9 protein-coding genes are annotated in these 12,049 nt (G+C 53.4%); 1 reads left to right on the top strand and 8 read right to left on the bottom strand.

The genetic code is table 11. The features are described 5' to 3' along the window. Window positions 1-254: 254 nt before the first annotated feature. Window positions 255-3,440 (top strand): ribonuclease E, encoded by a 3,186-nt coding sequence (gene rne, locus FQZ95_RS25715; RefSeq protein WP_160530950.1) that lies wholly within the window; start codon window positions 255-257, stop codon window positions 3,438-3,440. Window positions 3,441-3,624: 184 nt separating this feature from the next. On the opposite strand, the gene flgL is transcribed toward rne, so the two are convergent. The 8 genes from flgL to flgE form a co-directional block, all read right to left on the bottom strand. Next, the gene (flgL, locus tag FQZ95_RS25710; protein ID WP_032183937.1) at window positions 3,625-4,578 is read right to left on the bottom strand and encodes a flagellar hook-associated protein FlgL; all 954 of its coding nucleotides are present in this window, start codon (window positions 4,576-4,578) and stop codon (window positions 3,625-3,627) included. An 11-nt stretch (window positions 4,579-4,589) separates the two neighbouring features. After that, window positions 4,590-6,233, bottom strand: coding sequence for a flagellar hook-associated protein FlgK (flgK, locus tag FQZ95_RS25705; RefSeq protein ID WP_032183936.1), 1,644 nt, complete (start codon window positions 6,231-6,233; stop codon window positions 4,590-4,592). Between the two features lie 65 nt (window positions 6,234-6,298). Beyond that, window positions 6,299-7,240: a flagellar assembly peptidoglycan hydrolase FlgJ gene (gene flgJ, locus FQZ95_RS25700; RefSeq protein WP_103253914.1), complete on the bottom strand. Its 942-nt coding sequence runs from the start codon at window positions 7,238-7,240 to the stop codon at window positions 6,299-6,301. Next, window positions 7,240-8,337 (bottom strand): flagellar basal body P-ring protein FlgI, encoded by a 1,098-nt coding sequence (flgI, locus tag FQZ95_RS25695; RefSeq protein WP_000589300.1) that lies wholly within the window; start codon window positions 8,335-8,337, stop codon window positions 7,240-7,242. The genes flgJ and flgI overlap by 1 nt, the downstream gene beginning before the upstream one ends. Window positions 8,338-8,348: 11 nt before the next feature. Next, on the bottom strand, window positions 8,349-9,047 hold the full coding sequence (gene flgH, locus FQZ95_RS25690) for a flagellar basal body L-ring protein FlgH (protein WP_001295442.1): 699 nt from the start codon (window positions 9,045-9,047) through the stop codon (window positions 8,349-8,351). 52 nt (window positions 9,048-9,099) lie between these two features. Then, the gene (gene flgG / locus FQZ95_RS25685) at window positions 9,100-9,882 is read right to left on the bottom strand and encodes a flagellar basal-body rod protein FlgG (protein WP_000625837.1); all 783 of its coding nucleotides are present in this window, start codon (window positions 9,880-9,882) and stop codon (window positions 9,100-9,102) included. Between the two features lie 171 nt (window positions 9,883-10,053). After that, on the bottom strand, window positions 10,054-10,809 hold the full coding sequence (gene flgF / locus FQZ95_RS25680) for a flagellar basal-body rod protein FlgF (protein WP_032183933.1): 756 nt from the start codon (window positions 10,807-10,809) through the stop codon (window positions 10,054-10,056). Between the two features lie 19 nt (window positions 10,810-10,828). Next, the gene (gene flgE / locus FQZ95_RS25675) at window positions 10,829-12,037 is read right to left on the bottom strand and encodes a flagellar hook protein FlgE (protein WP_088541680.1); all 1,209 of its coding nucleotides are present in this window, start codon (window positions 12,035-12,037) and stop codon (window positions 10,829-10,831) included. Between the last annotated feature and the right edge of the window lie 12 nt (window positions 12,038-12,049).

The raw sequence follows: 12,049 nt of genomic DNA, 5'->3' as shown, positions 1-12,049 counted from the left end.
GTTAGCGGGCTGCGGGTTGCAGTCCTTACCGGTAGATGGAAATATTTCTGGAGAGTAATACCCAGTCTGTTTCTTTGATAATTGCGCTGTTTTTCCGCATGAAAAACGGGCAACCGACACTCTGCGCCTCTTTGAGCTGACGATAACCGTGAGGTTGGCGACGCGACTAGACACGAGGCCATCGGTTCACACCCGGAAAGGCGTTACTTTGCCCGCAGCTTAGTCGTCAATGTAAGAATAATGAGTAAGTTACGATGAAAAGAATGTTAATCAACGCAACTCAGCAGGAAGAGTTGCGCGTTGCCCTTGTAGATGGGCAGCGTCTGTATGACCTGGATATCGAAAGTCCAGGGCACGAACAGAAAAAGGCAAACATCTACAAAGGTAAAATCACCCGCATTGAACCGAGTCTGGAAGCTGCTTTTGTTGATTACGGCGCTGAACGTCACGGTTTCCTCCCACTTAAAGAAATTGCCCGCGAATATTTCCCTGCTAACTACAGTGCTCATGGCCGTCCCAACATTAAAGATGTGTTGCGTGAAGGTCAGGAAGTTATTGTTCAGATTGATAAAGAAGAGCGCGGTAACAAAGGCGCAGCACTGACCACCTTTATCAGCCTGGCAGGTAGCTATCTGGTTCTGATGCCGAACAACCCGCGCGCGGGTGGTATTTCTCGCCGTATTGAAGGCGACGACCGTACCGAATTAAAAGAAGCACTGGCAAGCCTTGAACTGCCGGAAGGCATGGGGCTTATCGTGCGCACCGCTGGCGTCGGCAAATCTGCAGAGGCGCTGCAATGGGATTTAAGCTTCCGCCTGAAACACTGGGAAGCCATCAAAAAAGCCGCTGAAAGCCGCCCTGCCCCGTTCCTGATCCATCAGGAGAGCAACGTCATCGTTCGCGCATTCCGCGATTACTTACGTCAGGACATCGGCGAAATCCTTATCGATAACCCGAAAGTGCTCGAACTGGCGCGTCAGCATATCGCTGCATTAGGTCGCCCGGATTTCAGCAGCAAAATCAAGCTGTACACTGGTGAAATTCCGCTGTTCAGCCACTACCAGATCGAGTCGCAGATCGAGTCCGCCTTCCAGCGTGAAGTCCGTCTGCCGTCTGGTGGTTCTATTGTTATCGACAGCACTGAAGCGTTAACTGCCATCGATATCAACTCCGCACGCGCAACCCGCGGCGGCGATATCGAAGAAACCGCGTTTAACACCAACCTCGAAGCTGCCGATGAGATTGCTCGTCAGCTGCGCCTGCGTGACCTCGGCGGCCTGATTGTTATCGACTTCATTGACATGACGCCAGTCCGCCACCAGCGTGCGGTAGAAAACCGTCTGCGTGAAGCGGTGCGTCAGGACCGTGCACGTATTCAAATCAGCCATATTTCTCGCTTTGGTCTGCTGGAAATGTCCCGTCAGCGGCTGAGTCCATCGCTGGGTGAATCCAGCCATCACGTCTGCCCGCGCTGCTCCGGTACCGGCACCGTGCGTGACAACGAATCCCTGTCGCTCTCTATTCTGCGTCTGATTGAAGAAGAAGCGCTGAAAGAGAACACTCAGGAAGTGCATGCCATTGTTCCTGTACCAATCGCTTCTTACCTGCTGAACGAAAAACGCTCTGCGGTAAATGCCATTGAAACTCGTCAGGACGGCGTGCGCTGTGTGATTGTGCCAAACGATCAGATGGAAACCCCGCACTACCATGTGCTGCGCGTGCGCAAAGGGGAAGAAACCCCAACCTTAAGCTACATGCTGCCGAAGCTGCATGAAGAAGCGATGGCGCTGCCGTCTGAAGAAGAGTTCGCTGAACGTAAGCGTCCGGAACAACCTGCGCTGGCAACGTTTGCCATGCCGGATGTGCCGCCAGCGCCAACCCCAGCTGAACCTGCCGCGCCTGTCGCAGCCCCAGCACCTAAAGCTGCATCAACAACACCAGCAACTCCTGCACAACCTGGGCTGTTGAGCCGCTTCTTCGGCGCACTGAAAGCGCTGTTCAGCGGTGGTGAAGAAACCAAACCGACCGAGCAACCGGCACCGAAAACTGAAACGAAACCGGAACGTCAACAGGACCGCCGTAAGCCACGTCAGAACAACCGTCGTGACCGAAATGAACGCCGCGACACACGTAGCGAACGTAATGAAGGCAGCGATAATCGCGAAGAAAACCGTCGTAATCGTCGCCAGGCACAGCAGCAGACTGCCGAGACGCGTGAGAGGCGTCAGCAGGCTGAGGTAACGGAAAAAGCGCGTACCACCGACGAGCAGCAAGCGCCGCGTCGTGAACGTAGCCGCCGCCGTAATGATGATAAACGTCAGGCGCAACAAGAAGCGAAAGCGCTGAATGTTGAAGAGCAATCTGTTCAGGAAACCGAACAGGAAGAACGTGTACGTCCGGTTCAGCCGCGTCGTAAACAGCGCCAGCTGAATCAGAAAGTGCGTTACGAGCAAAGCGTAGCCGAAGAAACGGTAGCCGCACCAGTGGTTGAAGAAACTGCCGCTGCCGAAACCATCGTTCAGGAAGTGCCTGCTCCGCGTACAGAACTGGCGAAAGTCCCGCTGCCAGTCGTAGCGCAAACTGCGCCGGAACAGCAGGAAGAGAACAATGCTGATAACCGTGATAACGGTGGCATGCCGCGTCGCTCTCGCCGCTCGCCTCGTCACCTGCGCGTAAGTGGTCAGCGTCGTCGTCGCTATCGTGACGAGCGTTATCCGACCCAGTCGCCAATGCCGTTAACCGTAGCGTGCGCGTCTCCGGAACTGGCCTCTGGCAAAGTCTGGATCCGCTATCCGATTGTACGTCCGCAAGATGTACAGGTTGAAGAGCAGCGCGAACAGGAAGAAGTACAAGTGCAACCGATGGTGACTGAGGTCCCTGTCGCCGCCGCTGTCGAACCGGTTGTTAGCGCACCGATTGTTGAAGAAGTGGCTGAAGTCGTAGAAGCCCCCGTTCAGGTTACCGAACCGCAACCGGAAGTGGTTGAAACGACGCATCCTGAAGTGATTGCCGCCGCGGTAACTGAACAGCCACAGGTGATTACCGAGTCTGATGTTGCCGTAGCCCAGGAAGTTGTAGAACACGCAGAACCGGTTGTTGAACCGCAGGAAGAGACGGCTGATATTGAAGAAGTTGCCGAAACTGCTGAGGTTGTGGTTGCTCAGCCTGAAGTTGTTGCTCAACCTGCCGCGCCAGTCGTCGCTGAAGTCGCAGCAGAAGTTGAAACGGTAGCTGCGGTTGAATCTGAGGTCACCGTTGAGCATAACCACGCTACCGCGCCAATGACGCGCGCTCCGGCACCGGAATATGTTCCGGAGGCACCGCGTCACAGTGACTGGCAGCGCCCTGCTTTTACCTTCGAAGGTAAAGGTGCCGCAGGTGGTCATACGGCAACGCATCATGCATCTGCCGCTCCTGCGCGTCCGCAACCTGTTGAGTAATAATTAGCTCAAGTAATCAAGCCCTGGTAACTGCCAGGGCTTTTTTATTTCATCTTTGAATCAACATATTAAATGGCATCCTTGCTAACCAACAATACAAAATAGGCAAAAAAATGCCCGCCCCGGCGATCCCAGAGCAGGCAGACAAAACATACCCAGTTTCATGATATGTTTTAAAGCAAGCTTATTTGTTAAGCTGGAACAGCGACAATCCCTGCATATCGGTAAATGCTTTATACGATGCCTGCAATGCCGTTTGCTGCATGATGTAAGATGAAATAGTTGCATTCCAGTCCACATCAACCAGATCGCTCATCTGCTGCGTTTGCCCTAAAGCGCGATCGCTACCTAATGAATCCAGCGACTCCAGTTCGTTCAGCTGCGTGCCTAATTCCGCGCGAACGGTCAGCACATTGTTCAGCGAGTTTTTCAGTCCGCGGTTGGTTTTATCCAGTGCCGCAGCGGCGGTTTCTTTATCCGCTTCGCTTTCCGCGACCGGCGTTTTCAGGGCTGCGATGGCGCTATCCAGCATGGCAAAAAGATTGGTTTCAGAAGCGCTACCGTCTGGTTCCGCTACCGCGTTGCTGGTAATACTGTCGAAAATTTTGTCACCCGTGTGCCCTATCACCATCGAACGCGAAGCATCGACCTGTTGTTTAATACTTTCTGCTCCGCCAACATATTCGCCGTCTGCCTCACTAAACGGCGCAGTTTCTGTTTTATAACCGGCAAAAATGTAGCGCCCGTTACCGTCAGTGGTGTTCGCCAGATTCAGCAACTGGTCACGAAGCCCCTGAATATCCGTAGCCAGCGAGGCCCGGTCATCGTCACTCAAGGTGCCATTGCTGGCGTAGACAATTTTTTCCTGAGCATTCTGGATAGCGGTGGTGACCTGGCTAAGTACACTCTCTTCCAGTGACACTTTTTGAGTGGCGAAAGTACGCGCCAGCGTGTACTGGCTGTTTTGCGCCTGTGCCTGGGAGAGAACAACCGCTTGTGATGCAGCAATGGGATCATCTGAAGGGTTAACGACTCGCTTACCCGTCGACATCTGTTCGCCGTACTTCATCCATTCTGCCTGAGAATTGGTGATGCCGCGCATGTTTTGCTGGTACATCATCTGGGTACTGAAACGCATTTTATCTCCCCTTAGCGAATGTTAATCAGCGCATCAAAAATCGCGTTTGCCGTCTGCAGAACCTGCGCATTCGCGAGGTAATACTGCTGAAAACGTTGCAGATTTCCGTACTCCTCGTCGAGATTGACACCAGAAATCGACTGCTGCTGATTGAAAAGCTGCGTCACCACATTACCTTGCGTGGTGCTACTGGTTTTCAACGTCGCAGTTTTATTACCGATATCACTCACTAACGAAGCATAAGCGTCGTTAAAGGATTTCGCACCGCCCACCGTTTTACTGTTACTTTGCAGATCCAACAGGGCCTGCCCGTTGCGGTTGTCGCTTTCGCCTGCATCTTCTTCGCTCGCCATGGCGATTTTCGCTTCGTCGGTAATTAATACATCCATGTTGACGATGGCATCGCTCACCGGTTTCAGCGTGAAGCTGTCGTTAGCGGCAGGCGTGCCTGTAAACGTCAACTCCAGACCATCAAATACCACTTTACCGTTGTTATCCGGCGTCACCGTAAAAGTGGTGTTGCTGGCAAGGCGGGTGACCTGCCACTGATTATTGTCGAACGAAATTTTGTAATCTGTCGCCAGTACCGCGGAGGCATCGGTTACCGTGGCACCGATCGCAACGCCACCATTGTTGTTAGTATTTTGCAGAACCGCGGGCTTACCGATAGCAAAGAAATCCTCCCCTTCTTTACCATTGGCATCATACCCCTTGTTATGTTGGGCATTGAAAGCCTCGGCAAATGCCAGCGCCAGTTGTCCGAGCGTATTACGCGTCTGGTCCAGATCCTGAGAACGGAATGTCAGAATGCCGCCCAGCGACCCGGTATTCAGTAATTTCTCCGGGATCTCAATATTGCCTGCCGTCCCATCAACATAAGCGACAGTCGCACGAGAAGGGTCGGCGCTGGAAGGAACTGCCGCAAGTTGCCGCGCCGTACTTCCCTGAACCAGTGAGTAGCCATTGGCCATCGTGATGTTATAAGTGCCGCCATCCTGAACGCTGACTTCTACACCAACAATCTGGTTTAATTCGCTCACCAGTTGATCGCGTTGATCCAGCAGATTGTTAGGTGACGCCCCTGCCCCCACGCCTGTCAGGCGGGAGATCTGATCGTTCAGGCTGGCGATTTGTTTAGCGTAATTGTTGATCTGATCAACGCTGGCACCTATCGCGATATTGACCTGTTTGTCCTGGTCGCGCAGATATTGATCGGTGGTTTTAAACTGATTCACCAACCCTTCTGATTTCCCAATCAGCGCCTGGCGCGCTGCCGGATCTTCCGCGTTACTCACCAGCGTTTGCAGGCTGGTGAAGAAATCCTGCATCTGTGTTGCCAGCGAAGAGGTACTGGTGGAGAGCATATTGTCGATTTTCGACATCTGCTCATAGCGGGCAGTCAGGCCGCTACTTTGCGTCTGCGCAGCACGTAACTGGTTGGTAATAAACGCATCATACTCACGCTGCACACCAGAAACGTAGACGCCATTGCCAACCCAGCCGCCAGCGCCCAACGTGCTATTGGCCTGCGCCATAATAGTGGTTTGGCGGGTATATCCGGCAACGTTATAGCTGGAGATATTATTACTTGCCGTATTTAACGCCGCCTGGGCCGCGTTCAGTCCGCTCATGGCGTTATTGATCAAGCTGGACATGGAGGTTCCTTATAAGCCTTCAATTACAGAGTATTATCGGCAGCGACCCGCCGGACTTGAGTTATTCAGAACAGATTATCAATGTTCATACTGTAGGTTTTGCTCACTTTGTCGCTTATCGATTTCATCTGCTGAATCATGTTGGTGAGTTTGCGGGCATAGTGAGGATCGGTGGCATAGCCCGCGTCCTGTAGGGCCTGCGCCCCCTGCTCCGCACTCGCGGCGGTCGTCACGGCGGCGTAGCGCGGGTTACGTGTTAATAGCCCAACGTAATCCGACAATGCTTCCAGATACGAGCTGTAGACCCGAAACTTCGCTTTTACTTTCTTCGCTTCGCCATTTTCATATTCAGTCGTGGTGATTTCAGTGACTGGCCCTTTCCAGTTGCCAGAGGCTTTGACGCCAAACAGGTTATAGCTCGGCTCGCCGTTTTCACGGCGGATTTGCCGTTGCCCCCAGCCAGACTCCAGCGCCGCCTGAGCGAGGATCAAATGGTGTGGCACACCACTTTGCTGGCTTGCCAGTTGGGCGGGCAGTGAGAGTTGCGCGAGGAATGCTTTACTGTCACCTGGCAGCGAATCATCGTAGTTGCGTGGTACGGCCTTTTGCACCAGCTGCGAAAGCGTCTGATTTTGATAACGCATCACGGTTTCGAGCGGGAATTTCATCGGTGCTGCTGGCGTGGACTCATCTGGCAACGGTTGTTCTGGCGTCATCTGTTTAACCATCATCTCTGCCAGCCCCAGGCCTTTGCCCGCCGTCATCTGTTGGGCAATCTGCTGGTCATACATACTGGTGTAGAGGCGAGTGTGCTCGCTGCTGAACAGGCCATCTTTTGGCAAAGCGTCGCGCATGCTTTTCAGCATCATCTGCACGAACATCCCTTCTACCTGACGGGCCACTGGACGGATATTTGCCGCTGGATCTTCGCCCGCTTTCGCCTTCAGTTCGTTGAGCGATTGCGCATCCCAGGCCGCACTCGCCAGTAGTTTGCTGTCGCTGATCATCAGATAATTTCCAGTTTTGCCCGCAGACATCCCGCACTTTGCATTGATTGCAAAATAGACATCAGATCCATCGGCGTAGCACCCAGCGCATTGAGCGCGCGCACCACGTTATTGAGGCTGGCACTGGAGCGTACGCTTTGCAGCGAACCGCCGCTCTGGCGTAAGTCGATCTGTGTTTGTGGAGTAACCACAGTCTGCCCACCACCAAACGGTGTATCTGGCTGGCTGACATTGGCCTGGCGATTAACTGTTACTGAGAGATTCCCCTGCGCTACCGCGCAGCTGTCGAGGGTCACTTCGCGATTCATCACCACCGAACCAGTGCGCGAGTTAATCACTACTTTAGCGTCCTGCGGGGTGACATTAACCTGCATATTCTGGATATCGGCAAGGAAACGGACCTGGGAACTGTTGCCACTCGGTACGCGCACCTGAATAGTCCGCGCATCTAACGCGGTGGCGCTGCCATATCCACGCACGCGGTTGATGGTGTCAGCGATTTGCTGCGCCATACTGAAATCTTCGTCGTTAAGTTGCAAATTAAGGGTATTCCCGACGCCAAACTGGCTGGGCAATTCACGTTCAATAACCGCACCATTGGTGATCCGTCCACCGTTCAGTTGGTTCACCTGAACACTGCTACCGCCAGCGGAGGCCCCTGCGCCGCCAACCAGAATATTGCCCTGTGCCAGCGCATACACCTGACTGTCAACGCCCTTAAGCGGTGTCATCAATAACGTACCGCCACGCAGACTTTTGGCATTTCCCATGGAAGAAACCACCACGTCAATGGTTTGCCCCTGACGTCCAAACGGTGGAAGTGACGCCGTCACCATTACCGCAGCGACGTTTTTTAGCTGCATATTAGTGCCCGTCGGAACGGTAATTCCCAGCTGTGAGAGCATGTTATTAAGCGTTTGTGTGGTAAACGGCGTCTGAGTTGTCTGGTCACCGGTGCCATCCAGCCCCACCACCAGGCCATAGCCAATCAGTGAGTTTTGCCTTACCCCCTGAACACTGGTGAGATCGCGAATACGCTCAGCCTGAGCTGCCGTGATAACCAGTAGAAGAATTAATGCAGAGAGAAATTTAATCACCACAGCCTCACTTACATTGGCGACAGGTTAAGGAAGAAACGCTGCAACCAGCCCATATTTTGCGCTTCGTTAATGTAGCCATTGCCTACGTATTCAATGCGCGCATCCGCCACCTGAGTAGACGGTACGGTATTACTGCCGCTGATGGTGCGAGGATTAACTACACCAGAGAAGCGAATAAATTCGGTACCCTGATTAATGGCGATCTGTTTTTCACCCACCACATGCAGGTTGCCGTTGACCAGTACCTGGTCAACCGTCACCGTCAACGTGCCGCTAAAGGTATTGCTGGCATTGGCCCCGCCTTTTCCGTTGAACGTGTTACCACCGGAGGCTTCGACATCGGCACGAGCGTTACCAAACAGCCCCTGCAAATAGCGCGGCACAGTATCAAAGCCAAAATTAGTTTTACCGTCACGGCTGGCATTCGCAGAGGAGCTTTTGCTGGCGCTGACGTTCTCCTGCAACACGATGGTCAGCGTATCGCCAATATTGCGTGGTCGACGATCTTCAAACAGCGGTTGATAGCCATAGTTAATCGGCTGAGCAGACTGGAAAATAGAACCGTTGGCGACGGGCGTCGGACCGGGAACCGGTTGTGCACTGGTCGCCCCCTGTACCAGCGGCGTGGAGGGTATCCAGGCGCAGCCGGTTAGTGAAAGCACCAACAAGCTGGAAATGGCATAAGTATGCGCAGCGTTTTTTTGCATGGCTATCATCTTCAAAAATCAGTAAACCGGTGAATCTGCCACCGGTTATGCCTTAGAGTTGCGTCAGTTTTTGCAGCATCTGATCGGTGGTGGATACCGCTTTACTGTTGATTTCGTAAGCGCGTTGCACCTGAATCATATTGACCAGTTCTTCCGCCACGTTGACGTTAGACGTTTCAACATACCCTTGATAAAGCAGTCCCGCGCCGTTCAGGCCCGGCGTGCTTTCGTTCGGTGCACCGGAGGATTGCGTTTCGGTGTAGAGGTTTTCGCCAATGCTCTCCAGTCCGGTATCATTCATAAAGGTGGTGAGATTGAGCTGCCCAACCTGAACCGGAGCTGCCTGGCCTTGTTGGGTTACGCTGACCACGCCATCACGACCGATGGTGATACTTAACGCATTCGCCGGTATGGTGATCGCTGGCTGCACCTGAAAACCACCAGCCGTCACCAGTTGCCCGTTCTGATCCACCTGGAAAGAGCCGTCGCGGGTATAGGCTGATGAGCCATCTGGCAACATCACCTGGAAAAAGCCCTGCCCTTTAATCGCGACATCTTTGCTGTTATTGGTTTGCGACAGGTTGCCCTGGCTGTGTAAGCGTTCAGTGGCGACCGGGCGTACACCCGTGCCGATTTGTAATCCGGATGGTAAGGTGGTTTGTTCGGAAGACTGTGCCCCCGGCTGGCGAATGGTTTGATACAGCAGATCTTCAAACACCGCGCGCTGACGCTTAAAACCGTTGGTACTGACGTTTGCCAGGTTGTTGGCAATGACGTCCATATTGGTTTGCTGGGCATCTAGGCCCGTTTTGGCGATCCATAATGAACTGATCATAAAATGTCCTGTAGTGGATTAGTGACAAAGTGCATCTGTCTTCTTGCCGGATGCGGCGTAAACGCCTTATCCGGCCTACAAGAGCTCGCGAAATCAATAAATTGCGATTGCCCCCATAGACCCGATAAACTTGCGCATCGGGCAACTTATACTTGTCATGTATCCGTTCAATTAACTCATCGACAGCAGTTGGTTGGCACGGCCTGCGTTATCATCGACGCTGCTGATCACCTTCATCTGCATTTCAAAACGCCGCGCGCTGGCAATCATGTCGCTCATTGCCGCAACGGCATTGACGTTACTGCCTTCCAGAACTCCCGACATCACACGCAAGGTTGGATCTGCCTGCAGTACCGGCCCACGCGTAGCCTGGCTTTCTGCGCTTAAACGAAAAATGCCGTCGTCACCGCGCTGCACTTCGCTGCCCGTGGCTTTCACCAGCTTCAGACGCCCCACTGGCGCGACAGTATTTGCCGGATCGCCAGAATTCAGCGCTGAGATTGTGCCATCGGCAGCAACAGTGATTTCCGCCCCTTCCGGCACAGCAATTGGCCCCGCCTCGCCGATCACCGGATGTCCCTGAATTGTCAGTTGCCCGGTGGGATCAACCTGAATGCTGCCATTACGCGTATATCCTTCGCTGCCGTCAGCGGTCTGCACGGCCAGCCAGCCGTCCTGCTGCAACGCGACGTCCAGCGGGCGCGAGGTGTAATCCATCTTACCGGGCGTCATGTCAGCACCCGGCGTTGACGCCGTAACCAGCGTGCGCGTGGGTAGTGAAAGCCCTTCCACCGGTACTGCACGCAAGGCGTTTAACTGTGCGCGAAAACCGGGCGTAGAGGCATTGGCCAGATTACTGGCGGTCACCGCCTGTTGATTCAGCGTCTGGCTGGCTGCCCCCATCGCGGTATAAATTGCGTGATCCATTGAGCTATCCCGTCAGCGATTAGCGTAAGTTAACCAGCGTGTTGAGGATCTGGTCCTGGGTTTTGATGGTCTGGGCGTTAGACTGATAGTTACGCTGGGCAACGATCATATTGACCAGTTCTTTGCTGAGATCGACATTGGACGCTTCCAGCGCACCGTTGGTCAGGGTGCCAAAGTTGCCCGTCCCGGCTGTCCCCAACAGCGCCACGCCAGAAGATTGCGTCGCAGACCAGACGTTGTCGCCTTCGGATGCCAGACCTTCGTTGTTGGCAAAGTTCGCCAGTACAATCTGCCCCAGCAGTTGGGTTTGTTCGTTGGAATAGTTGCCGACAACCGTACCGTCATCATTGATTTGATAACTCACCAGATCGCCCGGTTTATAGCCGTTCTGGGTGGTTGCCACAATGTTGTTAGCACCGGTATTTTGCTGCATGGAGTTGAGGAAGCTCAGGCTAAACGTGGCGGGATCTGCGCCGTTAATTGCGCCGGTTGCGATATTATTCGCCATCGCACCATCCACTAATGTGCCATTAGCATTAAATTCCAGTGTTGTCGCTGTCTTCGCAATACTGTTTGGATCACTGCTATCCTGGGTGTAGACCTGCCAGTTATTATCCCCGGTCTTCACAAAATAAACGCTCATATCATGAGCATTACCCTGACTATCGAAAACAGTCACCGAACCTTTTTTGTTATAGCTATCCGCATTGCTGGCATCGAATCCTTTAACAGAGGGAAGCGGATCACTGGAATTCAGGTTGATCTGCATCGACGCCGTGGTGGTAGTTTTCGCTGCCATCAGGGTATTCGGGATCGAAATATTGGTCGGATTCGCCCCTTGTTGAATAGTCGGCGGCGTACCGGTTGCCGGGTAACCCGTCAGCTGTAATCCTTGCATATTCACCAGGTTACGATTTTCATCGAGCTTAAATTGTCCATTACGGCTGTAAAAAACCGAACCATTGCTGTCTACCAGACGGAAAAAACCATTCTGGCTGATAGCAACGTCCAGACCTCGCCCGGTGTTGGTGGTCGTGCCATCGGTAAAGTCCTGAGTGATACCGGCAACTTTTACCCCCAGTCCCACTTTCGAACCGGCAAACATATCGGCAAAAGAGGCCGTGCCTGATTTAAAGCCGTAGGTGGCGGAGTTGGCGATATTGTTGCCAATAACATCGAGGTTGGTGGCGGCAGCGTTTAATCCGCTAACCGCTTGAGAAAAGGCCATGACTGACTCCTG

Source organism: Escherichia sp. HH41S (assembly GCF_009820115.1).
Classification (GTDB): Bacteria; Pseudomonadota; Gammaproteobacteria; order Enterobacterales; family Enterobacteriaceae; genus Escherichia; species Escherichia coli_F.
Note: the sequence above shows the minus strand (reverse complement) of the source record. Positions and strands in the feature narration are given on the sequence as shown.

Coding starts and splice junctions, on each gene's coding strand:
- flgF (WP_032183933.1), bottom strand. CDS start 10,809: ATGGATCACGCAATTTATACCGCGATGGGGGCAGCCAGCCAGACGCTG.
- flgE (WP_088541680.1), bottom strand. CDS start 12,037: ATGGCCTTTTCTCAAGCGGTTAGCGGATTAAACGCTGCCGCCACCAAC.
- flgJ (WP_103253914.1), bottom strand. CDS start 7,240: ATGATCAGCGACAGCAAACTACTGGCGAGTGCGGCCTGGGATGCGCAA.
- flgG (WP_000625837.1), bottom strand. CDS start 9,882: ATGATCAGTTCATTATGGATCGCCAAAACGGGCCTAGATGCCCAGCAA.
- rne (WP_160530950.1), top strand. CDS start 255: ATGAAAAGAATGTTAATCAACGCAACTCAGCAGGAAGAGTTGCGCGTT.
- flgL (WP_032183937.1), bottom strand. CDS start 4,578: ATGCGTTTCAGTACCCAGATGATGTACCAGCAAAACATGCGCGGCATC.
- flgK (WP_032183936.1), bottom strand. CDS start 6,233: ATGTCCAGCTTGATCAATAACGCCATGAGCGGACTGAACGCGGCCCAG.
- flgH (WP_001295442.1), bottom strand. CDS start 9,047: ATGCAAAAAAACGCTGCGCATACTTATGCCATTTCCAGCTTGTTGGTG.